This is a genomic window from Variovorax sp. P1_H2, from assembly GCF_056405295.1.
The window spans coordinates 1-23,047 of the sequence record NZ_JBFUCJ010000076.1 but is presented as its reverse complement, the minus strand read 5'-3'; the positions used below and the strand labels follow the sequence as shown (position 1 = coordinate 23,047).

General features: G+C 61.9%; 20 protein-coding genes. 15 read left to right on the top strand and 5 right to left on the bottom strand.

Annotated elements, in window-relative coordinates; translation table 11 throughout:
* Window positions 1-12: 12 nt before the first annotated feature.
* Genes rfbF through AC1D2E_RS23120 form a run of 3 tightly spaced genes read left to right on the top strand, consistent with a single transcriptional unit; the run spans window position 13 to window position 1,914 of the window.
* On the top strand, window positions 13-786 hold the full coding sequence (gene rfbF / locus AC1D2E_RS23130) for a glucose-1-phosphate cytidylyltransferase (protein WP_478199568.1): 774 nt from the start codon (window positions 13-15) through the stop codon (window positions 784-786).
* Window positions 737-1,528: a class I SAM-dependent methyltransferase gene (locus tag AC1D2E_RS23125; protein WP_478199567.1), complete on the top strand. Its 792-nt coding sequence runs from the start codon at window positions 737-739 to the stop codon at window positions 1,526-1,528. The genes rfbF and AC1D2E_RS23125 overlap by 50 nt, the downstream gene beginning before the upstream one ends.
* Window positions 1,525-1,914 (top strand): GtrA family protein, encoded by a 390-nt coding sequence (locus AC1D2E_RS23120; protein ID WP_478199566.1) that lies wholly within the window; start codon window positions 1,525-1,527, stop codon window positions 1,912-1,914. The genes AC1D2E_RS23125 and AC1D2E_RS23120 overlap by 4 nt, the downstream gene beginning before the upstream one ends.
* Window positions 1,915-2,178: 264 nt before the next feature.
* On the opposite strand, the gene AC1D2E_RS23115 is transcribed toward AC1D2E_RS23120, so the two are convergent.
* A complete protein-coding gene (locus tag AC1D2E_RS23115) occupies window positions 2,179-3,753 on the bottom strand; it encodes a hypothetical protein (RefSeq protein ID WP_478199565.1) in 1,575 nt (524 codons plus the stop codon).
* Between the two features lie 574 nt (window positions 3,754-4,327).
* Here AC1D2E_RS23115 and AC1D2E_RS23110 point away from each other — a divergent pair.
* From AC1D2E_RS23110 to AC1D2E_RS23075, 8 genes are all read left to right on the top strand, one after another.
* Window positions 4,328-4,453, top strand: coding sequence for a hypothetical protein (locus AC1D2E_RS23110; protein ID WP_478199564.1), 126 nt, complete (start codon window positions 4,328-4,330; stop codon window positions 4,451-4,453).
* A complete protein-coding gene (locus tag AC1D2E_RS23105; RefSeq protein WP_478199563.1) occupies window positions 4,450-6,027 on the top strand; it encodes a hypothetical protein in 1,578 nt (525 codons plus the stop codon). The genes AC1D2E_RS23110 and AC1D2E_RS23105 overlap by 4 nt, the downstream gene beginning before the upstream one ends.
* A gap of 880 nt (window positions 6,028-6,907) precedes the next feature.
* Window positions 6,908-8,212, top strand: a complete 1,305-nt coding sequence (locus tag AC1D2E_RS23100) for a glycosyltransferase family 2 protein (RefSeq protein ID WP_478199562.1) — start codon at window positions 6,908-6,910, stop codon at window positions 8,210-8,212.
* 14 nt (window positions 8,213-8,226) lie between these two features.
* The gene (gene rfbC, locus AC1D2E_RS23095; RefSeq protein ID WP_478199582.1) at window positions 8,227-8,781 is read left to right on the top strand and encodes a dTDP-4-dehydrorhamnose 3,5-epimerase; all 555 of its coding nucleotides are present in this window, start codon (window positions 8,227-8,229) and stop codon (window positions 8,779-8,781) included.
* Window positions 8,782-10,008, top strand: a complete 1,227-nt coding sequence (locus AC1D2E_RS23090) for a methyltransferase domain-containing protein (protein ID WP_478199561.1) — start codon at window positions 8,782-8,784, stop codon at window positions 10,006-10,008. It begins immediately after the preceding gene.
* Complete coding sequence (locus tag AC1D2E_RS23085; protein WP_478199560.1) at window positions 10,005-10,847, top strand: NAD-dependent epimerase/dehydratase family protein; 843 nt, start codon at window positions 10,005-10,007, stop codon at window positions 10,845-10,847. The genes AC1D2E_RS23090 and AC1D2E_RS23085 overlap by 4 nt, the downstream gene beginning before the upstream one ends.
* Window positions 10,844-11,914, top strand: a complete 1,071-nt coding sequence (locus AC1D2E_RS23080) for a class I SAM-dependent methyltransferase (protein WP_478199559.1) — start codon at window positions 10,844-10,846, stop codon at window positions 11,912-11,914. Before AC1D2E_RS23085 ends, AC1D2E_RS23080 begins: the two co-directional genes overlap by 4 nt.
* Complete coding sequence (locus AC1D2E_RS23075; protein WP_478199558.1) at window positions 11,904-12,641, top strand: cephalosporin hydroxylase family protein; 738 nt, start codon at window positions 11,904-11,906, stop codon at window positions 12,639-12,641. The genes AC1D2E_RS23080 and AC1D2E_RS23075 overlap by 11 nt, the downstream gene beginning before the upstream one ends.
* Window positions 12,642-12,661: 20 nt before the next feature.
* Here the strand turns inward: AC1D2E_RS23075 and AC1D2E_RS23070 are convergent, their stop codons facing one another.
* Window positions 12,662-13,828, bottom strand: a complete 1,167-nt coding sequence (locus tag AC1D2E_RS23070) for a glycosyltransferase family 4 protein (RefSeq protein WP_478199557.1) — start codon at window positions 13,826-13,828, stop codon at window positions 12,662-12,664.
* Window positions 13,825-15,438, bottom strand: a complete 1,614-nt coding sequence (locus tag AC1D2E_RS23065) for a glycosyltransferase (RefSeq protein ID WP_478199556.1) — start codon at window positions 15,436-15,438, stop codon at window positions 13,825-13,827. Before AC1D2E_RS23065 ends, AC1D2E_RS23070 begins: the two co-directional genes overlap by 4 nt.
* Before the next feature lie 408 nt (window positions 15,439-15,846).
* Here AC1D2E_RS23065 and AC1D2E_RS23060 point away from each other — a divergent pair, with 408 nt between their 5' ends.
* Window positions 15,847-17,499, top strand: a complete 1,653-nt coding sequence (locus tag AC1D2E_RS23060) for an FkbM family methyltransferase (RefSeq protein ID WP_478199555.1) — start codon at window positions 15,847-15,849, stop codon at window positions 17,497-17,499.
* A complete protein-coding gene (locus tag AC1D2E_RS23055; protein ID WP_478199554.1) occupies window positions 17,492-18,718 on the top strand; it encodes a glycosyltransferase family 4 protein in 1,227 nt (408 codons plus the stop codon). Before AC1D2E_RS23060 ends, AC1D2E_RS23055 begins: the two co-directional genes overlap by 8 nt.
* 539 nt (window positions 18,719-19,257) lie before the next feature.
* Here the strand turns inward: AC1D2E_RS23055 and gmd are convergent.
* A complete protein-coding gene (gmd, locus tag AC1D2E_RS23050) occupies window positions 19,258-20,295 on the bottom strand; it encodes a GDP-mannose 4,6-dehydratase (RefSeq protein ID WP_478199553.1) in 1,038 nt (345 codons plus the stop codon).
* 544 nt (window positions 20,296-20,839) lie between these two features.
* Between gmd and AC1D2E_RS23045 the strand changes: the two genes are divergently transcribed.
* On the top strand, window positions 20,840-21,799 hold the full coding sequence (locus tag AC1D2E_RS23045; protein ID WP_478199552.1) for a GDP-L-fucose synthase family protein: 960 nt from the start codon (window positions 20,840-20,842) through the stop codon (window positions 21,797-21,799).
* 145 nt (window positions 21,800-21,944) lie between these two features.
* Here the strand turns inward: AC1D2E_RS23045 and AC1D2E_RS23040 are convergent, their stop codons facing one another.
* Window positions 21,945-22,151, bottom strand: coding sequence for a hypothetical protein (locus AC1D2E_RS23040; protein ID WP_478199551.1), 207 nt, complete (start codon window positions 22,149-22,151; stop codon window positions 21,945-21,947).
* A 48-nt stretch (window positions 22,152-22,199) separates the two neighbouring features.
* Here AC1D2E_RS23040 and AC1D2E_RS23035 point away from each other — a divergent pair.
* On the top strand, window positions 22,200-23,047 hold an 848-nt coding region (locus AC1D2E_RS23035), incomplete at its 3' end, for a glycosyltransferase family 2 protein (RefSeq protein WP_478199550.1).

Here is a 23,047-nt window from a genome sequence, read left to right as displayed (position 1 = left end):
ATAAAAAAGCACATGAAAGCAGTCATTCTGGCCGGCGGGCTCGGCACGCGCATCGCCGAGGAGTCCGATACCAAGCCGAAGCCCATGGTGGAGATCGGCGGGCGTCCGCTGCTGTGGCATATCATGAAGATATATGCGCATCACGGCATCAAGGATTTCGTGATCTGCCTCGGCTACAAGGGCTATGTGATCAAGGAGTTTTTCTTCAACTATTACCGGCACATGTCGGATATGCGCATCGACCTGCGCACGGGCGATCACCAGATTCTCAACAATCATGCGGAAGACTGGCGCATCACGCTCGTGGATACGGGCGCGGAGACCATGACCGGTGGTCGTCTCAAGCGCGCCGCCAAGTATCTCGACAATGAGACCTTCTGCCTGACCTACGGCGACGGATTGTCGAATGTAGACATCAGCGCGGAACTTGAATTCCATCGTCGCCAAGGCAAGCACGCCACCGTGCTCGCGGTGCAGCCACCCGGCCGCTTTGGCGTGTTGAATCTCGACGCGGATCAGCACGTGTCCAGCTTCGAAGAGAAACCCAGCGACGAGATTGGCTGGATCAACGGGGGGTTCTTCATCCTTGAACCTGCAGCGATCGACTACGTTGCCGACGATGCAACCTCTTGGGAGCGCGCCCCGCTCATGAACCTCGCGTGTGATGGCCAACTTGCCGCCTACCAGCACACGGGCTTCTGGCAGCCATGCGACACCTTGCGTGACAAGCGAGAGCTTGAAGCACTTTGGAGCAATGGAAAGGCGCCCTGGCGTGTCTGGGAATAATCACCGGGCAGGTGTGCCCCCCCCTACTACTACCGTATCGAAGGTAGCCGAAAGCCATCCAGCGGCGGGAAAGATCGACTTCGACGACTACTCGGCGAATTATGACGAGTTGCTGCATGAAAGCACGAAGCTCTACGCCGAAGATTCAGAGTACTTTGCACGCTACAAAGTAGATCTGATCAAGGATGCGGTCCGACATCCGATCGGGCGAGTCCTCGAATACGGATGCGGAACCGGCCGCAATATCGCTTATCTGCAGGCTGCGTTTCCTGATGCCGAAATCGTCGGCACCGATGTTTCAGCCGCGAGTCTCGATATCGCAAGGGCGGCCCATCCGAAGTCACCATTCGAGGTCGAGCGTGAGGGTCTGGACATAGGCGCTTTTGATTTGATCTTTGTCGCGAGCGTGTTCCACCACATTTCGCTGCCCGAGCGACCAACTGTCATGCGCACCCTGGCGCGGCGGCTTGCGCCAGGCGGCTCGATCGACATCTTCGAGCACAACCCCTTCAATCCCGTAACAAGGCGGATCGTGAGCACGTGCCCGTTTGATGCCGATGCGGTGTTGCTCAAGCCCGCCGAGTTGCGCGCGCTGTTTTGTGGCGCGGGTCTCGAATTGAAGCGGCAGTCGTATTGCCTTTTCGTTCCCCCGAAGCTTTCTTGGCTATTGCCGCTTGAAAAGCTCCTGGGGTGGCTTCCGCTCGGAGGGCAGTACTGGGTCAGCGCGGGCCAGGCCCTATGAGGCAGTTGCTGAAGTTCGCGATGGTCGGCGTGTTGAACACCGCACTTGGCTACGCGGTAATCTTCGGCTGCATGTACATGCTGGGGCTCGGCGCCGTGCTCAGCAACGTCCTTGGCTACGCAGTCGGTTTGGTGGTCTCGTACTTGCTGAATCGAAGCTTCACGTTTCGCAGTTCAGGGGCACGTCGCGCGGAGATGATCCGGTTCGTGGCGATCTTCCTGCTGGCTTACCTCGCCAACCTCGGGGTCCTGGTCCTGCTGATCCGCCGCTTTGGATGGCATGAGGGTGTGGCGCAGGTCATCGCCGGCGTCGTGTACTTCGGGCTGTCGTTCGTTCTCAACAAGTACTACGTGTTTGGGGGCGCCCGGGCGGCGTCCGAGACCTGAGCCCGGCGTCGGCGGGGCTGCGCGAAATCGGACCGAGCGCGGCGAGGAATCGTTTGGGTCGTTAGAGGCATCCAGCAGGCGTGTCGCGAAGTTCGCCAAGAGCGGTGTCGCCCGTGGCTCGTCAGGCCCAGTATTGGGTGGCTTGGCTTTCCTTTGAGGGTTGAGGTCGGCTCAGAAGCGGCCCTTCGTGACTGCGCGCCGTTTGCAGCTTCGCGGTCTCATGCGCCTGGCTGTCCCCGAGGGAACGCCGCCTGACGCACCGCGCTATTTCCCGTTGCGCACGAACAGCCAGACCGAGCGTTGATTCTTGTCGGTGTAGAGCGGCCGGCCCTTGAAGTCGGGTTGCGCGCGCAGGGTGTCTAGCAGCCGCCCCTGCAATCGCACGCCGGGGAAGTCGTACCCCAATGACTGGCCCGCCATGCCGGCCTCGGCCAATATGATCAGGTCCATCGACGAAATGCTCTGCTCGAATGGTTCCCAGGTTTCCCAGGGCGCGCCAATGATTTTCCATTCGATGCCCTGGCGACGGCTCATGAATTCGATCGTGCCGGAATAGACTGGCCCTGGCGCGGTGACTAGGGCCCTGCCGCCAGGCCTGGCTCGCATGGCATCGAGCACGTGCGGAAGTACCGCATACGTCGCCTCGTTGATCGCCGCGATCGAAGGATCATTGCGATGGACCCCGCCGTTGCGCGGCACCCAGCATGTCGCGAAGACCAGCGCGCCGATCAGCAATGCGAAACGTCCGCGCACGCGCGACCGCATCGCGACAAAGGCCAGACACCAGGTCGCAGAAGCAATGATCGCGCCATAGAGGAGACTGCCGACCATGAGCGACTTGACCGGACTCAGCGTCACGATCAGGTAGGCGGTTAGCGTCGCGGCCGCCAGCCCGGCCATGGTGCACAACGCGTCCGCATCCTTAGTGATGGCCGCCCACGCCAGGCTCAGGATGAACAGCGGCACAATTGCGTACCAGACCCATCCCAACACCAGCGTGCCGGTGCCCTGGTTGAGGTAGTAGCTGATGTGGCCCCAGGTGGAGGCCTGCGTTCTCCACACGCTTCCGGGCGCCATCACATCGCGGATGTAGGCCAGGATGGCTTGACCGCCCGTGAGAATGTAGGGCAACAGCACGCAAGCCGCACCCAGGGCCAGCAGAGCCACTGCCCGTATCGCCACCCGGGTCGGGCGGGGCGATCGAACCAACACCGTAAGGCCGAGGCGCACGGTCAATCCCGCTGCCAGCACCAGCGCGGCAGCAGGCGCCGCCGTGGGCTTGGCGATGAGCGAAGCGCCTACCAGCAGCCCCAGCGCGAACAGCCGGGAGGGCCTCATCTGAACGATGTCGGCACTCACCAACAGGAGCGCGGTGAACCCGACCATCAAGCCCCAGACGGGATCGGGTCGAAAGTCCGCCAGCACGCTGCCGAACATCGGCGCCGCAAGCACGCTCACCAGCACGCCAACCCGCTTCCACGGCTCCAGCCCGCGAAGGGCCAGCCATCCCAGCAACACCACGAACAGCAGCCAGGCGGCACTGAGAAGATACGGCCCCCAATCGGCGCCCGCGCTGAGCATCAGGCCGAAAAATCCGGTCAGGGCCGCAAATGGGGCGTGCGGCGGATTGACGAGAATGAAGTCAGCGATGCAGCGAAAGATGCCGCCTCGATCCAGCAGTTCAAGCCGAGTCAGCCCATCGTTGAGATAGTAGACATCGTCGTAGATCGGCACGCTCGACAAACGCCCGACGCGCAGCAGGTAGCTCATGACGCCGATGACATGAAACAGGCAGAAGCCGAGCAGGACGCAAAGCGCAGTACGGTTGGACCGATTCATTGAGAAGTTCAGGACGAAAATGGGCGATGAACCCTACTGTGCCGACTGCGCCTCGGAGCCGGCCATGAGCAAGCGCTGCAAATGCCTGTCCGCGCCACTTGCCGCAGATGGGCCGTCATCATTCCAGGGGGCGTCCAGCGACGTGATTCGCGGGCCAGGCCTTCTGACGAGCCCCCTCACAGTTTTGGCCGAGGCGAATTCTACGTGCGCGCGATCCGAAGAAGAGGGGTCCCCCTCAGCGAATTTCATCAGGGCCAGCCGGCAACAAGGAGCCTGCGGGAGCAGGCCGGGACGACCGGTGAGCTCGCGCGACGCCGCTGTTCATGCGCCTGGACAAGGTCAGGCAGGCCATCTTGGAGTGGATCTCAGCCTTGGGCATCGCCAAGGCAAGCGCGCAAATGCTCTGGCGAATTCGTGCGACATCTGCTCAAACGCCCAGGGGGCACTTGAAGCCCTGCCGCATCTGATGGACGCTAGAGCGATGGAGGGTATCGAAGCTTGACGGCTCACTCGCCATCTCCGCTGACGGGGATGCCAGACGTGGAGGCAGTAGCATCCGGACATGAAGACAATCATGAAGAATATGCTCGCCAACGTCGCCAGGGTACTTTCTCTGCCGTTCCTCGCATTCCTCGCGTATTCCGCCATCGCGGCGCCCATGCGGCCGTGCGATTTCGACGCACCCTGCGCCGTCAAGTGAGCGCACCGAACGGGCGAGCCGCGTGGATCGTCGCCGCCACTCTCTCGATCCTCTTCGCCGCTTTCCAGATCCAGTCGTCGTTTCACAGCGGCGCCCTCTCGCTGCCAGTCACCTACGACGACGTCGGTTACTTCAATGACGCGCTCGCGCGCCTCGACGTCCTGTATCGCGACGGCGGCCGCGCGTTCCTGCATGGCTTCTGGGCCAACCCGCCACATGCACCGCTGCAGACTCTGCTGGCGCTGATCGGGTTTGGGCTGTTCGGCCCGCAGCGCTGGGCCGCTGACGCGATGAATGCGCTGCCGCTGGCTCTGGTCGTGCGGGTGTTCCTGGGCTTCGCCTGCCGCGCGCTGCCGCCGTCGACGGCATCCATCCTGGCGGCTGCTCTGCTCGCGTTCCCAATGTTCGGGTTGCTCATGCTTGAATTCCGACCTGACGCGCTTTGCGCCCTTCTCACCGCGGCCGGAGCCCTGACGATCGCCGCAGATCCTCGCTGGCGCGAGGGCGACCGCAAGACCGTCATCATCGCCACAGCCCTCTTCGTCGGCGCGCTGCTCGCGAAGCCGACGCTTGCCCCGGTGGCGGTCGCGATCTACGGCGTTGCGGTGGTGTCAGTCATCATCCTGCAATCCAGCTCGAGGACCGACGCCTGGCGCATCGCCCGCATGGCCTTAGTCTCCGGCGGCATTGGTGTGCTTGTCGTGCTGCCCTACTACGCTGCAGTATTCCAGCGCCTGTACGACTACATCACGGTCAACGCCTTCGGCTCGCAGGCCGGCATCTGGGCCAAGAACTCGGCCACGCCTGACCCCGCCATCTACTACCTCACCGGCCCCGGTGGCAAGGTGGCAATCGGTACGCCATTTCTGGCACTCGCCGTTGCGCTGCTGGCGATCGGAGCCCCGATGTGGATCCGGCGCTGGCGCATCTCCGTCTGTGTGGCCGCCCTCTCCTTCGTGGCCTACGCGAGCGTGACAGTGCCCAGCATGAAAAGCCCGTTCCTCGGTCTGGTGGTCCCGTCCTTCGTGCTGTGCATCACCGCGATCCTGGCCGTCCTGCTGGTTGGGAAGTTGCCCGCGCGCACCAGCACCGCGGCCGCGCTGATGCTGCTGGCCTTCGCCGTACTGACGTGGAGACCGGTATCGCTGCGCCTATTCGGCGGTTCGGTGCCGGCTACTCAGGCCCAGCACTTCACGAGGATCTACGACCAGACCGCTGACGCCCTGGCCGCCATCCCAGATCTCGGGCAGCGCCGCCTATACGTTCCTGTGATCGCCCAATACCTCAACCCTGACAACATCGAGTTCGAGCTACGCCGGCGCGGCCTGCCCGCGCCAGCGATGGAGAATCTCTTCTTCAACGCAAACATCTCCGCCCACCGCGCGGCCATCGATCGCGCCGGCATGGTCGTCCTGTTCTCCGATGACAGCACGCTCCCGTTGCCCTGGCCGGCCAGCACGTCGATCCGCAAGGAGATCAACGAGGCTGTCGCAGCGACTGGCGCTTTTGAGACCATCGCGAAGATCGATGGCGGCCCCTACCTCGGGCACGTCCTGGTGCTGCGGCGGAAGTAGGTCGGCTTCGACCTGCCACCTGGGCCCGGGCTTCCGCGACGAGCTCGCGCGCGTGCGCCAATCGGCTCGCCTCGGCGCCAAGGAACACACTCAGCGCAGCGATAGCCGCGACGAGGAACCACGTCGGTATGAGGTCGAGCAGGCCGAGGAGCTTGGTCATAAGGTCGTCCCGGTTCGTGCACCGGCGGCACTGGATGCGCTTCGGCACGCCGAGGAAGAAATGCAGGGGCCTCTCGCAGACCTTCCACTCCGCCGGCTTGTCGAAGTCCTGCGGGCAGTCCCGTCGCGAGGCAATCGCGCGGCGCTCGTCGACTTCGAGGTCGGGCGGGACCATCACCACCCCCAAGGACGCCACGACATGGCCAGTGGCCATGAGCAAGCAACGCAAGTGCCTGTTCGCGCTCCCTGCCTATCTCCGATCACCGGACGGCCGTAGATCGTGCCGCCATGATCATCCTGTTCTCCGATGACTGCACGCTTCCGCTGTCATTGCCGGCCAGCACGTCGATCCGCGAGAGATCAACGAGGAAGTCGCAGCGACTGGTGCTTTCGAAATCATCGCGAAGATCGATGGCGGGCCCTGCCTCGGGCACGTACTGGTGCTGCGGCGGAAGTAGCTGCTTCGGCCAACTCTCGATTCGGACTTTGACGTCGATGGCATGTCCTGTCCTGTTGAGGCTTGAGCGTTCACGGAGAAATGAAGTCGACGCTCGAAGGTGGCGGCGGCGAAAGGGGACCGCTGGAGGTTCGCGGAGTTCGTGACCGGTCGGTGCGTGAGACAATTCTGATGGGCGCAGGTGCGCCGTGACCGCACGGAATCGGCAGGGACGGCCTGCCGAACGCTTGATCGCTTCGCCTCCTAGCTCGGACCGATACCCGCATGACTCGCCACACCGACCACACCATCACGGTTGTCATTCCAACCTTCAACCGGAGATCGCAACTGCAGAAGGCGGTCGAGAGCGTGCTTCAGGAGAGGCGAGTTCCGATTGCCCTCCATATATTCGACAACGCCTCGACAGACGAGACGGAAAGCTACGCGACAGCATTGGCCGCGCAGGATCCTCGCGTTTCGTACACGCGCAGGCCCGAAAACATCGGTGCCATAGGAAACTATTCGCAGGCACTTGCTAGCATCTCGACCGAGTATTTCGTACCGCTGGCCGACGATGACTGGTTGCTGCCGGATTTCCTGCACGACGCCCATCAAGTGCTGGAGCGGGAGGCCGAACTCGGCGCTGCGGTGTTCGTAACCGAGGCGCGCGACGCTCAAGGCATGTTGGCTGCGACCTATCCAGCTGCGCTGGATCAGATCCGGTTCGGCGTGCTTCGCCCGCGCGAGCATCTGGAAGACTGGTTGCGCTTCGGCCACTATGCCTGGAGTTCCGTTCTCTGGCGCACCCGAACGCTGGAATGTCTCGGGATGCCCTACATGCATGTCGGCCTCCCGAGCGATGTGGACTTCCAAGTGCAGATCTTTTGCCACTATCCGGTCTACCTGTGCAATCGACCGGGGGCGGTGTACTCCCTCCACAACGCTCAGGCGAGCGGAGGATACGACATGTCGCACATTCGCTCCTGGGCGCAATTGTTCAAGCGCTTGGATCGCGAAATCGAGCGACGGAACATCTTCTCTCGCGATGAGTATTTCCCTCTGCGGGAAATCATGAAGCAACGGTACCGGCCCTGCTGGACCGCTCCCGCAAGGGCAGACGTGCCCTCGAGGCATCGGACTGCAGCTGCATGTCTGGCCGGGCTCAGGCTGGGCGACTGGGAAACGGCTTTCTCCTTGATTCAGGGCTTGCAGGATGAAAAACCGTTGGCGGCCACGGTCGATCGAACTGTCCTGCGGTTGCCGCAGATCGGCAGCACTGCAACTACGAGTCAACCGATTTCCGCCGACAGCACCACCGATCTGGTTGCTTCGGTACTGGGTTGGATCAAAGAAGCGACGGAAGCCATTGATCGCATGGAACAGGACAACGTTCGCTTGCAGGCCGAGAAGGCCGAGTTGGAGGCGGCGCTGTCCGGTGCCAAGGATCGGGAGGAGCGCGCCAGGACCCTCGCAGAGCAGAATGATCGCAAACGGATAGAGGCTGAAACCGAGCTGGAAGTGCTCGGAGGCCATCCATTGTTCAGAGCCATGAAGAGGCTTCGACTTCTTCGACTGACGAGAGCGGCTTGAGCGTGGTGTCGCCGATGTCCAGGTTTACGGTGGCTGCGACGGCGCTGGGTGGCCTCGTGTGCATACAACGTCAGAGACACGAGGACGCGCGCGGTTTCTTCAGCCGCCTCTTCTGTGCCGACGAACTTGCCACGGCCGGGTTTCGCCAGCCTGTCTCGCAGATCAACCACACCCTGACGCGCCGGCGTGGGTCGGTGCGTGGACTTCATTTCCAGCATCAGCCGCACGCCGAGGACAAACTAGTCAGCTGCGTCCGGGGCGAAGTATTCGATGTGGCGGTCGACCTGCGAAAGAACTCCAGGACGTTCCTTCAGTGGCATGCCGAGGTTCTCAGTGCCGAGAACATGCGTAGTCTGCTGATCCCCAAGGGATTCGCACACGGATTCCAGGCACTGAGTGATGACGTGGAATTGATCTACTTGCATTCCGAGCCCTACGCCCCGGGGGCCGAGGGCGGGTTGAATGCTCTGGATCCGGTGCTCGCCATCGCTTGGCCTCTCCCGTTTGCCGACCTCTCTGACCGTGATGCCATGCATCCATATCTCACACCTGATTTCGGCGGAATTTAGATGAAATGTCGCCATTGCAATGCAGGGCTGAGTCTACAGTTCATGGACTTGGGCTCTTCTCCGCCTTCGAACGCCTACCTGAGTGCGGAGCAACTTCTTGCGCCCGAGGCGTGGTATCCGCTGCGCGTGCTCACCTGCACCCGATGCTGGCTTGTGCAGACCGAGGACTGCGCGCACTACACCGAGCTTTTCTCCGACGACTACGCCTATTTCAGTTCTTTTTCGGCGAGTTGGCTCCAACATAGCAAGAGATTTGTCGAAGCTACGACGCAGCGCTTTGCGCTTTCCGGGACGTCACACGTCGTGGAGGTGGCCGCCAACGATGGATACTTGCTGCAGTACGTGAAGCAGGCTGGAATCCCGTGTACCGGCATCGAGCCAACGTTCAGCACGGCAAGCGCGGCGCGCGCCAAAGGTCTCGATATCGTGGAGGAATTTTTCGGCGCATCGCTGGCCGAGAAACTTGTCATGCAGGGAAAAGCGGCAGACTTGATCGTGGCCAACAACGTGCTCGCGCATGTGCCAGCGATCAACGACTTTGTGGCTGGCTTTGCCAAGCTGCTCAAGCCGAATGGCGTGGCCACGTTCGAGTTCCCGCACTTGATGCAACTTGTTGCCAAGTGCCTCTTCGACACCATCTATCACGAGCATTTTTCGTATTTGTCGTTGACCGCGGTTGATCGGATTTTTGAGGCCAACGGCCTCAGTGTCTTCGACGTCGAGGAGGTCGACACGCACGGCGGAAGCCTGCGGGTCTACGCGCAGCGGCGCGACACGGGCAAGCGGCCCGTCGAAGATGCGGTGCCTCGTCTGCTGAAGGCTGAAGCGAATGCCGGGGTGAACTCGGCCGACTACTATGCCGGCTTTCAGAAGCGTGCGGATGACATTCGCGACGGCCTTTTGGGCTTTCTGATCGAGGCACGGCGTGCCGGCAAGCGCGTGGGTGCCTACGGTGCGGCAGCCAAGGGCAACACGCTGCTGAACTATGCGGGCGTGCGGCCAAGTCTGTTGCCATGGGTGGTCGATCGCAATCCCGCCAAGCAGGGGCAGTACATGCCAGGCAGCCGGATCCCGATCGTTGACGAAGCGCATCTGAAGCGCGAGCGCCCCGACTACGTCGTGATCCTGCCGTGGAACTTGAAGGCCGAAGTCAGCAATCAGCTTGCCTACATTCGGAGCTGGGGTGGGCAGTTCGTGTGCGCGGTGCCGGAGATCGAAATCCGATGAAGATCGCCATCACCGGTGCCAGCGGCTTCGTGGGGCGTCATGTCCTGCAAGCGGTCGCGCAGCGCAAGGATGTCGAGGTGATCGCTGCGTCTCGTGATGTTGCAGGCGCTTGGTTGCCATCGGGCATGCGGCATGTCGCATTTGATCTGACCACACCGCCGCCGGACGCCTTCGCCACGCTGGGAAGGCCCGACGTGCTCATCCATCTGGCCTGGAGCGGGTTGCCGAACTACAGGTCGCGCCATCATTACGAGACGCAGCTCACCGAGCAGTACAGGTTCCTTCGGCAGCTCGTGAGCTCCGGATTGCCGTCCCTGCTGTGCGCCGGTACCTGCTTCGAATACGGCATGCAGTCGGGCGAACTGCATGAGTCGCTTCCACCCGATCCCCGCAATCCCTACGGCTTCGCCAAGGACGCACTGCGCCGCGAACTGGAGTTCCTTGCCGTCGAAGTCGGCTTCAAGTTGAGTTGGGCGCGTCTGTTCTACATGTACGGTGATGGCCAGGCTCCGGGCTCGCTGTACAGCCAGTTCATGGCGGCCGGCGCCGCCGGCGCGGTCGAGTTCCCGATGTCCGGTGGGGAGCAACTGCGCGACTTCCTCCATGTTGCCGACGTTGCGCAACGTCTCGTGGCCTTGGCCTGCGATGCGCCGGGTGCCGGCATCGTGAATGTCTGCTCGGGCCGACCAACGTCCGTGCGGACCTTGGTTGAAGGCTGGCTTGAAACACATCGCTGGCCGATGAAGCTCGCGTTGGGACGCTATCCGTACCCAGCTTACGAGCCGATGGCTTTTTGGGGCTCCAGCGCCAAGCTCGCCCGGCTTCTGGAGCTTGCATGATGCAGAGTGAGCTTCTGCGCGTCGACAGCCTGCCGGTCTTGCAGAACAAGGTTTACCCGAGCCCGTCGTCGGCAATGGCCTCGCCAAAGGGCGACATGGTCCTCGTCCAAGACGATGCCACCGGCCTGGTCTTCAACGCGGCCTTCGATGCTGGCCGGGTAAGCTACGACGCCGACTATCAGAACGAGCAGGCCGGCTCCTCCGTCTTCCGGCAGCACCTGGATGAGGTGCTGTCCATCATCCGGCGCCGTTTCCCCGGGTTCTCCTTGATCGAGGTGGGTTGCGGCAAAGGCTACTTCCTCGATCGACTGCGACGCGCTGGTTACGAGGCGACCGGCATCGATCCAGCCTACGAAGGCGACAGTCCGCACGTTGTCAAGGCGCCGTTTTCTGCCGCATTGGGCCTTTCGGCCAACGGCCTCGTGATCAGACATGTGCTCGAGCACATCCAGAATCCGGTGCAGTTCCTTAAGGCCATTGCGCATGCCAATGGCGGTCGGGGAAGTGTCTACATCGAGGTCCCGTGCTTTGAATGGATCTGCGCGCGGCGTGCTTGGTTCGACATCTTCTATGAGCACGTCAATTACTTCCGGGCGGTCGATTTTCAACGGATGTTCGGGCGCATTCATGAACAAGGCCACGTCTTCGGGGGACAGTACCTCTATGTGGTGGCCGACCTTGCCTCGCTGCGCGATCCGGCTGACGTTCGGGCCGATCGCGTCGTACTGCCCCCGGATTTTCTGTCCGGCGTCGATCGATGCAAGGCGCTTGCGCGAAGCACGCCGGGCCTGAAGGCGATCTGGGGCTCGTCTTCCAAGGGGGTGATCTTTTCCCATCATCTTCGGATGGCGGGAGTTGACTTCGATCTCGCCATCGACATCAATCCCGTGAAGCAGGACAGGTACATGGCCGGCACTGCGCTGAAAATCGTTTCACCGGAAAATGCGCTGAACATGCTGCCCGCCGGCTCGCTGGTGTTCATCATGAATTCCAACTATTTCGATGAAATCGTGGCGCAGTCCCGCGGCAGATTTCGTCTCGTGAAGGTAGATCAGAATGAGCTTTGAAGCTGAAACTGCGGCACGCATCGCCGCCAATGACACTAACGCCAAGTTGAAGGCGGACGCGCAGGCGCTGGTGGATTCATCCATTCGGGCGCAGTATTCGTACAACTTCTCGTGGCTGGGGCGGCCGATCATCCAGTACCCACAGGACATCGTTGCGATGCAGGAGATCATCTGGCGCGTGCAGCCGGACCTGATCATCGAAACCGGAATAGCGCACGGTGGCTCGCTGATTTTCTCAGCTGCGATGCTGGAACTGAATGCTGCCTGCGGAGGAGCGGCCGATGCGAAAGTGCTGGGCATCGACATCGACATTCGCGCGCACAATCGGGCGGCGATCGAARCGCATCCGATGTATAAGCGCATCTCGATGATCGAAGGGTCCAGCGTGGCCTCCGAGGTCGTCGACAGGGTGCATCAGGAAGCGCTTGGTAAGCGCAGCGTGCTGGTATGCCTCGACAGCAACCACACGCACGCTCACGTGCTGGGCGAACTCCAGGCATACGCTCCGTTGGTGACCATCGGCAGCTACTGCGTGGTCTTCGACACCGTCGTCGAAGACCTGCCGGCCGAACTGTTCCCCGATCGCCCGTGGGGGCCGGGAGACAATCCGAAGACCGCAGTACACGAGTTTCTGGCGACGAATTCCAACTTCGTGATCGATGACGCGATCGACCACAAGCTTCTGGTCAGCGTGGCGCCCAACGGCTATCTCAAGCGCACGGGGTAGATCGGTACCGTTCGAGAGTCTCAAATCAGTACGTCGACCTCGCCCTGCAACTGCCTGAGCTGGGCCCATTGCTGATAGAAGTGCCGATGCGTTCCTGCATCGGCTTCGGCGGCGAGGGCTCGAATGCACTTCGCCATTTCGTCCGCGAAGGGCTCCCATCGAAACGTCTCGGCCCGGCGAATGCCCTGCTCGACGAGCCGCGCGCGAACCGACGGGTCTCGCACGGTGCGCAGTGACTCGACCATCTCGGGAATCGACGTGCCTTCGATCGTCAGGGCGGCGCCTTCGGCCACTTCGGCCAGTGACCCGCGCGCGGTGGAGATCACCGGACAGCCGCAGTTCATCGCCTCGGCCACGGGAAGGCCGAAGCCCTCATAGAGGGACGGGTAGACCAGGGCTGCCGCTCCGCCGTAGGCGATCGCGAGACCCTTGTCATCGAGGTCGATCTGGATGATCTTGTGCCCCGTGCTGTCGACGGTCGACGTGGGGACGGTCTTTTCGCCGCCGACGCAGAGCACGTCGAAATCGACTTCGCGCATCGTCTTCACGGCGTCGAAGAAGAGGCTGGCATTCTTGTAGTTGTTGGCCTGGACCCGCGAACCGACGAACATGTAGTAGGGCCGGGTGAGGCCCATCCTCTGCCTGAATTCGGAAACTGCCTTCTCGTCGGCCGGCTTGAACACCGTCGGGTCCACGCCGCAATAGGCGACCGTCGTGGTGTCCGGATTCAACTCCGGGTAGAACTCCAGGAGGTCTCGGCGCGTGCTGCGCGAAATGCAGATGTGCCTGCGCGCATGCGAGATCGCCATTTCCTTCTCGCGCCAGTCCCTGGCCTTCAGGTCGAAGCCGAGACGCTCTGGAATCATGTCGTACACGAGAAGCAGGGACGGCGTCTGCAAGGGGCTCGTGTAGTAGGTCGAGATGAAGACCTTCGCGTCGTAGTGGCGGCAGACGCGCTCCAGGAGCGCCGAGTCGTGGGGTGTGTACTTCGACTTGTAGGTCGGGAACGGGACGACCTCGATCCCTGGAATCTCTTCGTCGAATCCGCCGCGATCGAGAAACACGATTGGCATGTCGAGTTTCTTCGCAAGCAGCGGAAGCGTCGCACGCCAGATGCGAGCGATCCCCGACTGTGCGAGTTGGAAGAAGACGCCGTCAATTACCAGAGCCATCGTGAATTTCCTCAAGCGCGCGATTGGCCGCGCGAAGCGGCGGAATGGAGGCGCAGCGCGCGTTGGGCCGCGTTGTAGCGCCACTCCGGCGCAGCCTGCTCGCCTTCGTCGAGGTCCACTTCAACACCCGTCTGGCGCTTCAGTTCCTGCACGAACGCCTCATCCGACGACAGCAGCCAGGGCGACAGGAGCTTGTGGCCGTGCTGCCTGGTGCTGCGATTCGCCTCGTCGATGCCGCGCGTGTTGGGTTGCGTCGACAGGCCTTCGGGATTGACGAAATAGATGACGTGGGGGTCATTAACCTTGAAGAAGGTCTTTCCGGCCTGCACGCAGCGCAGCCAGAAGTCGTAGTCGCCCGCGGACCGGAAGCTGGCATCGAACAGGCCGACCTCGTCGTGCAGAGCACGTCGCCACATGGGTGCGTTGTGCGGGGAATTCGACTGCATGAGGTTGTAGGGCGTGACGACCGGTACCTGGCTCTTGAATCCGACGGCCGCGCTCTTTGCGAACGGTGCCTTGCCGTCGAACGAGTAGTAGAAGTCCTGGTACACGACATCCACGAAAGGAAACTTCTCGAGGATCTCCACCTGCCGCTCGAACGAATCCGACCTTCTCAGATCGTCCAGATTGGTATTGGTGAGGTATCGACCCCGGGACATCTGCACGCCGAGATTCCACGCTTCGTAGATCCCGATTCGCGTGGGAGCGCGGTGGTAGACGATATTTGGGAACCGCTCCATGTAGCGGGCGATCGCGGCGGCCTCGTTCTCCGGTGAGTCCGCATCGATGATGATGAGTTCGCAGTGGGTTGCGAAGATCGTCTGCGAGGTGATGTTCTCGAGAAACTGTTCGATGTAGTCGCCCCCGCGGTAGAGACTTGCGATAGCGGAAACGAGGATTTCCGGCTTGCGCGGAATCCTCAGGCTCGCGTAGCGTTTGGGCTCGACGGGCTGGTAGTTGGTCCCGATCTGGTCGGCCTTCGCTTGCCATTCCATGATGTCAATGAACCGGTCGGTGCCCATCCAGGGCGCATGATTTGGATCATGTACGGGCTTTTGCGCCCCATATGTCAGCGCTTCGGTGGCGCGCTGGGCGAAGAGCTGCAGCACCAACTGGCTGCGCCCGAATTTCTGTCGGCCAAACCGGTGGTCCCATTGGACGACCTCGGACAACATCGGGCTGCGCTCCAGCAGGTACTCGTAGGCGAACTGGATGAATCGGCCGTTGGCCACCTCGGGCACGACGTTCGCGCGCTGGCGCACGAGGTCAGCCTCCGGTGAGCCCGCGATGGCCTCGACCACTCCGGCAACGCTCATCCTATGGCTGAGGACCTCGTTGATCCACAGCTGCCGTTCTTCGGCGCTGGGCGTGCGTTCAAGGGCCAGATGGTAGATGCGCATCACCACCGCGTCGATCTCGCCCACGTTCTCGACCCGAGCGGGGCTGGGCGTCACCACAGCATTGACCTCGCCCACGTTCTCGACATGGGCGGGGCTGGGCGTCGGCGCGGATGGGGGTGTCCCGATCGGCGGCAGGAAGGCGGCGTGATAGCAGCGGCCTAGCAGCCGCAGCAGCCATTCAGGCATGTGCCGGACCAGCGCCGACCTGCGTATCTGTTCAATCAACTTAGCACCTTGTCTAAACTTGGGGACGCACGATTGCGCGCGAGCTACAACCGAACGGGAGGCCCCGAACCAGCCGTGGCGATTCGAAAACAACCACTCCCCCGCATTCCCTGCGCAACATGCTGGCTCGCAAATGGGGCGGTTCGCGCACTGCGGTGGCGGTGCGCGACGGTCGAGGGAAGCAGTGCAGCAGCCTAGTTCCGCGCCCATCCGGTGCGGGGAGCTTACAGACCGCTGAGCGCGCCCGGCGGGAGCGTTCGACACGCCGGACTATGATAACGGAAGCCGTCTTGGCGCCACCCTCAAACGTTCGTTAGACCGACGCAGCAAATCTCTATGCTCGCCCAAGGACCGTCATCCCTCAGCGCTCCGCAATTCGTTTCGTACGCCCAGAATTATGAGGACGTCATGCTGTGGCGTGCCCTGCGAGACGTGGAGCGGGGCTTCTACATCGACGTGGGTGCGCAGTCTGCCGAATCGGATTCGGTCACCAAGGCGTTCAGCCTGCTGGGTTGGCGCGGGATCAACATCGAGCCTCATCCGGTGTACTTTGAGCAACTCGTCCAGTTGCGGCCGAACGACGTCAATCTGGATGTCGCACTCGGGGAGCGGTCAGGCATTCTGACGATGAACCTCGTCGATGAATCAGGCTTGTCGACCGCGGACGCGGAGATCGCTGACCGGCACGCCGCCGCCGGCTACGCCATCCGAAAGCATGAAGTGGAAATGCTGACGTTGGCACAGGTGTGGCAGAGGCATGTGCCGGATGGGCAGCCAGTGCACTTCCTCAAGGTCGACGTTGAAGGCTTCGAGCGATCTGTTCTCGCGGGCAACGATTGGCAGCGCCATCGTCCCTGGATCGTCCTGGTGGAGGCCACGCTCCCGAACTCGCAGATCGAAAACCACGAAGCATGGGAGCCGATTCTGGCGAACGCCGGCTACAAGTATGTCTATGCCGACGGCCTCAATCGCTTCTACGTTGCCGAGGAGCGCGTCGAACTCGCCGCCGTCTTCAAATACCCGCCCAACGTATTTGACGGCTTCATCACGGCGCCCTTGGAGCGCATGCAACGGGAGCATTCGCAACGGGTGCTGGAGCTGGGCATCATCCATGAGCGCGCTTCCGATCTGCAGCAGCAGGTTGGTGCGCTCGAACGAAGCTTGCAGGAATCCCACCGGCGAATCGAATGCGCGGAAGCGGGCCTGGTTCAGGCACGCGAAAGGGAAATGGCGCTCCAGGATCGATTGGACGCCGAGGGGACGGCGCTGCGGCACGAGATTGACCAGCGCGATCAGTTGTTGGCGCAGGTCGAGCACCGCGCCAACGTCGCCGAACAGCAGCGCGAGATGGCCGAGCAGCAGCGCGACGTGGCCGAGCGGCAGCGCGACACCGTTGTCCAATCCCGGTGGTGGAGGATCACGGGGCCGGGGCGGGCGTTGCTGGCCCATCGTCAAGTTCGCAGATGGGTCAAGGCGTCCTGGTGGGCCGCAACGCCTTGGCGCATTCCGGCGCGGCTACGCTTCATTCGCGAGCGCCAACAGACGGTGACGCAGGCGGGAGCGGTCGTGGATGAGCCCCCAACGTTGAATCTGTACCCGGACCAAACGCCCGGCCGGCCGCCCGTGCCACCGATCGAAGCGCTACCGGGCGACGTCACCGACCGACCAGTTGCCGCGCGCTGGTGCATGTGCCTGCTGCGTTCGCAACCTGAAGTCCGAGCGCGTTTTCCGCGCGCGCTCTCGCAGCCGGATGCGGATGGATTCATCGCTTGGGTGCGGGAAGAAGGAGGTGAACGCTTTGGCCTCTCGGAGTCTGCGCGTTCGCTGGTCGTAGTCGTGCTGCAAGAAGACTTCGGTGGCCGGGCGCGTCAGTTCTATCTCGGTCGCCCGGACGTGCGCACGCTTCATCCGCACGGGCTCAGCCCGGGTGGCCAAGAGGGGCTGTACCGTTGGTTCGTGCAGTTCGGCTGCTCCGAGGGCCGGTTGTCGCCGGAAGAGGTGCTCTGGCTCTTCATTCAGGTGTCGGAGACACCGGGTCAGGCGGGGGCGGACCGTGCGTGATCGACATCCAGTCCTCGCTCTGGACACGTACGTCCTGGCGCAAGGCATCAAGACCGGCGTTTACCGGGTCTGCGACGAACTGTTTCCGTTGCTGGTGCGCTGCGACCGCCTCGACAGCCGCCTGTACTTTCGCCCGCACGACTCGGCGAAGGCCCCCGGCTTGAGAAAGCGGCTGAATGCCCCGGCGCATTCTGCACCTTCGCAGCGCCCATCGGACGATGCCGACATCCTGCTGTCGCCTTTCGGCGTGGCGCCCCCCGAGTGGGTGCTGGACGATCGTGTGCTTCGCGCCCATATCGTCTACGACCTGATTGGCATCAGGCATCCCGAGTATTTTTCGACGGAGGGCGCAGCCGAGGTGCGGCGCATCATGGACAGCCTGGACGAACACACCGTGGTGTTCGCGATCTCGGAGTTCACCAAGAAGGATCTGCTGGCCTACCGGCCGGACCTCAGCCCGCGGCAGGTGACGGTGATTCCGCTGGCCGCCGGCTCGCGCTTCCGCCCCTGCGACGATCCCGGCGCGCGCGCGGCCGTGCGCACCAAGTACGGCATACCCCTGGGCGTACCCTACGTACTGAGCGTGGCGACACTGGAGATCCGCAAGAACCTGGACCAAGTCGTCCATGCCTTGGTTTCGCATCTGGAGCAGAACCCGGAGAGCGACCTGCATCTCGTGCTGTCGGGCATGTCCGGCTGGAAGCTCGAACAATTGCACGGGGCGTTTGCAGTTGCCAAGCGCTGGCGCCACCGCATCGTGCTGACCGGCTTCGTCGAAGATGCCGATCTCTCGGCGCTCTACAGTGATGCGCTGTGCTTCGTGTATCTGTCGCGTTACGAGGGGTTCGGCCTCCCGCCCTTGGAAGCAATGGCTTGCGGCACCCCCGTCATTTGCGCCGACAACTCCTCGCTGCCCGAGGTGGTGGGGCAGGCGGGGCTATTGTTCGATGCCGGCGACGTGCAGGGCGTCGCCAATGCCATGCATCAGATTGCGGCATCTCCTGCGTTGCGGCAGGAGTTGGCCGAGGCTGGGCTGGACCGGGCCGGGCTCTTCAGCTGGGAGCGCTGCGCAGACATCGTTGCGGAGACCCTGGTCGCCGCGCATGCCCGCCATGTGCAGCGTGCGGGCAATAGCCGGCGCCGTGAATTGGCGCCCGGAGAGCGGCTGGCGCTCGCCGCCCGCGAGGATGGCATCGACCGGACGCGGTGCCCCTCATGAGGCGAAGCGCGGTCCCCGCCTCAGTAAGCGGGAGCGATCGGTTACAGCCGGCATGATCAAGGTCCGATGAGGGGCAGGAGCATGTTGTGAAAACATGTTCTCGGGGGTGGGGCCGCCGAGCTGCGACGGCTGCGCGAACTCGACGGGGCGAACCGCAAGCTCAAGCAGCTTGTGATCGATCTGAGCCTGGACCTGGGCGTCCGCCCCTATCCAAATGTCGCTCCAACGTGGACACGTATTCGCAAAGAGATCAATGCCGCAGTCGCCGCGTCCAATGAGACCGTCGACCCTGCCGGCGCTGGTCCCCGTGATCGTGCAGTATCTCAATCCGGACGGCCTCGAGTTCAGGCTGCGTCGTCGAGGGCTCCCTGTTCCGGCCATGCCGGGTTTGTACTTCGATGCGAACTTGGCATCTCACGAGGCGGCAATAGCCAAGTCCCGCCAGCGCGCTTGACAGCCTCGCAGCGAGCCGGAGCCTCGGTCGCGACCAGGCGCACCCGATCGGGGTGGCGTAAGCGCCGCGTTCGCGAGAAGGACCGCTAAAAGGAGTGGCCCTCCGCGTTCCGGCGCAGGTCCGCCTCGACCATCATGCCGCACAGCTGCTCGAGCGTGGTCTTGGGTTCCCAGCCGAGCCTTTCCTTGGCGCGGGCCGGGTTGCCGATCAGCAGGTCCACTTCGGCCGGCCGATAGTATTTCGGATTGACGCGCACCAGCGTCTTGCCGCTCTTCACGTCGATGCCGATCTCGTTCTGCTCCTCGCCTTCGAAGCGCAACTCGTAGCCGGCCGCCTTGAACGCCATATCCACGAACTCGCGCACCGTCTCGGTCCGGTTGGTCGCCAGCACGAAGCTGTCCGGCTCCTTGGCCTGCAGCATCATCCACATGCCCTCGACGTACTCCTTGGCATAGCCCCAGTCGCGCTTGGCGCCAAGATTGCCGAGCTCGAGCACGTCGGCCTTGCCCAGCTTGATCTTGGCGACGCTATCGGTGATCTTGCGCGTCACGAACTCGCGGCCACGTAGCGGGCTTTCATGATTGAACAGAATGCCGCTGCAGCCAAAGATGCCGTAGCTCTCGCGGTAGTTGATCGTCATCCAGTGGGCGAACAGCTTGGCCACGCCGTACGGGCTGCGGGGATAGAAGGGCGTGTCTTCGACCTGCGGAATGGCCTGCACCTTGCCGAACATCTCCGAGGTGGATGCCTGGTAGAAACGGATCTTGGGGTTGGTCAGGCGAATCGCTTCCAGGAGATGCAATGCACCCATGCCCGTGATCTGGGCCGTGGCATCGGGCTGATTGAAGCTCACGCCCACGAAGCTCTGTGCGGCCAGGTTGTAGACCTCGTCAGGCGCCGCGTCCTTGATGAGTGTCAGGGAACTGCCAAGGTCGGTGAGGTCGTACTCGACGAGGTGCAGATCCGGATGTTCCTGAATACCAAGTTCCTCGATGCGCCAAAAGTTGACGGAGCTGGTACGACGATAGGTGCCGAAGACAATGTAGCCCTTGCTCAGCAAGAGTTCGGCGAGATATGCGCCATCCTGACCAGTGATACCTGTGACTACTGCACGCTTCTTCATGAGGACCTTCCAAAAATGAGACGGGGCTCGCCTCTCGGCGGCGCTTAATCAGCGAATTTTGCCCTAAGACCGGGGTCGACTTTCCAGGATGCGTGGTGTTCGCGTTGCTGGCCGGCCAGGGCTGGAGCGCCCCTCCCTAAAGATTCCGTGCCAACACGGTCCTGCGCGGGCGCTGCCTGTCGACGGTGGCATCGAGTCCGCATGACGAAGACACCCGACAGGGCGGTGGCCACGGGCGAGTGCGGAGGTGGTCGCCCGCTGATCCTTACATATACTTTCATTTCACTTGTGGTCATCCGGGAAGGCACCTGGCCATGGGCGCGATCGCGCGGCCTGACGGCGCGTCGCCGCAGCCGGTAGTCATATGGCAGTCGTTCTTGCCGTCCCTAGGGACCATGCGCGCGTTCTCGCGGTGTCATGCGTTCTCAGTGCACCGCTGGTCACGGGCCCTCAATGGCTTGCCGGGCTCGGCAACTGCCCGGTCGATAGTCCTTGCGATGCGCTACGCTCCACTCTTGTGCTTGCAGCGAACTTTACGAGGTAGATGATGGAAAGAAAGAGGGTATATGTAGCCGGTCACCGGGGCTTGGTCGGCACGGCCACCTTGGAGGCCCTAAGCACACGACCCGAGTACGAAGTGCTCACGCGCACGCATGCCGAACTCGATCTGGAGGATCGCCAGGCCACACGGGAGTTCTTCCAAGAGCAACGACCGGACTACGTGGTCATGAGCGCCGCAAAGGTCGGCGGCATCCTTGCGAATTCGAACTTTCCTGTCGATTTCCTGCACAACAATCTGCGCATCCAGATCAACGTGTTCGACGCGGCGCACGAGGTTGGCGTTGATCGAATGATCTTTCTCGGCTCCTCGTGCATCTATCCGCGCGACTGCCCGCAACCCATCAACGAAGACTATCTGCTGACCGGACCGCTGGAGGGCACCAACCGTCCATATGCACTGGCCAAGATCGCGGGCGTTGAATCGTGCTGGGCCTTCAATCGCCAGTACGGCACGCGGTACCTCGCCGCAATGCCGACGAACATGTACGGGCCTGGCGACAACTATCACCCGGAGCATTCGCACGTATTGCCGGCGCTGATCCGGCGCTTCCACGAGGCCAAGATCAAGGGCGCGCCCGAAGTGGTGGTCTGGGGATCGGGCAAGCCGAGGCGGGAATTCATGTACTCCTCGGATCTGGGCGATGCCATCCTATTTCTGCTCAGCCTTCCCGAGGACCGCTTTGCCGCGCTTACGCGTCCTGATGTCAGGCCTTTGATCAATATCGGCGTGGGCGAAGACGCGACCATCGGCGAGGTCGCGGAGCTCGTGAAAAAGACCGTGGCCTACACGGGTGAGCTCAAGCTGGATCCCAGCAAGCCGGACGGCACGCCGCGCAAGCTGTTGGATGTTGGCCGTCTGGGTGCGCTCGGTTGGAAGGCCAGCACGCCGCTCGAGGTCGGGCTGACGAATGCCTATCAAGATTTTCTGCATCACCATGGCTGATCTTGGGGCGTCTGTTGAAGGGCAATGTGAGGCGTGAGGCGTGTGGCGAAGGCAGCTTGTGGGCGGCCACCCCCTGACTGGGCGAATGCGCGAGCGTTTCGAGTTTCTGCGCGATCTTCGCTGCCTCCAGTCGACAAGACTCGTGTCATGAGCAATTGCGATCGGGCCGACAAATGCCTTGATCTTTGCCAGTGGTGTCATCAACCGAGCCAGCCTCTTCCGATTTGGGTGCCTTCACCGGAAAGCTTGCAATGCTGCTGACGTGCCGGGGTCGCCGGAAAATAGGGTAAAAAGCTTCCATCTTGAGTTTTTCACGACTGGCGTCGAGGCTTTCCGCACCGTTTCGCGTCATCTAATCGTATTCATCAGACATTCTTGACAACTCCAATTCAAGACAATCATGTTAATTGAGACCGCACTGAGGAAATCCCTCCTCGCCATTCCGTCGATCAACGGAGCAAAACTCCTCGAACGGATGTTGCCCACGCTTCGAATTCCGAGTGAACTGGTCGTGGTGATTGATCAGGGGAGCACGGACAATACTGAAGACGTGTGTCGCAGAGCTGGCGTCACCCTCCGGCAGCTGGGGCGAGCACACACCTACACCGAGGCCTGCAACATCGGTGTCGAAATAGCCAGGGAGCGTGGCTGTGAGTTCGTCTTTGTGGCAAATAACGACATAACCTTCACCACCGACGTGATGCGCGAACTTCTCGCCGAACTGTTGGAAGATCCCGATCTCGGAATCGTGGCGCCGGCGCAAATCATTGTCGACGAAGCGGCCTCCCTCAGAAAACTGGCCTATCGCGTTTTCTGGAATCTTGAAGAACTGACTTTCGCCCATGATTTCACACCACCTTGCGGTAATCCGCATCGGCTCGAAGCGGATTTCTGTGAATTGACCTTCGCGGGCGTGCGAATGTCAACGATAGACAAGGTGGGATTTCTCGACAACGACTATGGCTTCTATCATGAGGATGCAGATTTCGGTTTTCGTCTGCGAGACGCAGGATACACTTGTGCTTATCTTCCGCATTCTCAAATCGAGCACTGGACAAGTTCCACTTTTTCGTCAAAGCCGAGTCAGTTCAAACTGAACTATCTGAAGAAGAACAAGCAACTTTTCGCGCGGAAATTTTTGGGGCAATATGTTGCGCATCAGGATCACAAGTCAATCGAAACCGACTCCTGGAATATCATCAACAGGAATCTTCATCCGTATTTAAGGAAATACGGCCTCATTCACCC

Excerpts from the sequence above, each read along its gene's own strand:
- rfbF (WP_478199568.1), top strand. The coding sequence starts at position 13 with ATGAAAGCAGTCATTCTGGCCGGCGGGCTCGGCACGCGCATCGCCGAG.
- AC1D2E_RS23120 (WP_478199566.1), top strand. The coding sequence starts at position 1,525 with ATGAGGCAGTTGCTGAAGTTCGCGATGGTCGGCGTGTTGAACACCGCA.
- AC1D2E_RS23115 (WP_478199565.1), bottom strand. The coding sequence starts at position 3,753 with ATGAATCGGTCCAACCGTACTGCGCTTTGCGTCCTGCTCGGCTTCTGC.
- AC1D2E_RS23110 (WP_478199564.1), top strand. The coding sequence starts at position 4,328 with ATGAAGAATATGCTCGCCAACGTCGCCAGGGTACTTTCTCTGCCGTTC.
- AC1D2E_RS23100 (WP_478199562.1), top strand. The coding sequence starts at position 6,908 with ATGACTCGCCACACCGACCACACCATCACGGTTGTCATTCCAACCTTC.
- rfbC (WP_478199582.1), top strand. The coding sequence starts at position 8,227 with ATGTCCAGGTTTACGGTGGCTGCGACGGCGCTGGGTGGCCTCGTGTGC.
- AC1D2E_RS23090 (WP_478199561.1), top strand. The coding sequence starts at position 8,782 with ATGAAATGTCGCCATTGCAATGCAGGGCTGAGTCTACAGTTCATGGAC.
- AC1D2E_RS23085 (WP_478199560.1), top strand. The coding sequence starts at position 10,005 with ATGAAGATCGCCATCACCGGTGCCAGCGGCTTCGTGGGGCGTCATGTC.
- AC1D2E_RS23080 (WP_478199559.1), top strand. The coding sequence starts at position 10,844 with ATGATGCAGAGTGAGCTTCTGCGCGTCGACAGCCTGCCGGTCTTGCAG.
- AC1D2E_RS23060 (WP_478199555.1), top strand. The coding sequence starts at position 15,847 with ATGCTGTGGCGTGCCCTGCGAGACGTGGAGCGGGGCTTCTACATCGAC.
- gmd (WP_478199553.1), bottom strand. The coding sequence starts at position 20,295 with ATGAAGAAGCGTGCAGTAGTCACAGGTATCACTGGTCAGGATGGCGCA.
- AC1D2E_RS23045 (WP_478199552.1), top strand. The coding sequence starts at position 20,840 with ATGATGGAAAGAAAGAGGGTATATGTAGCCGGTCACCGGGGCTTGGTC.
- AC1D2E_RS23040 (WP_478199551.1), bottom strand. The coding sequence starts at position 22,151 with ATGACGCGAAACGGTGCGGAAAGCCTCGACGCCAGTCGTGAAAAACTC.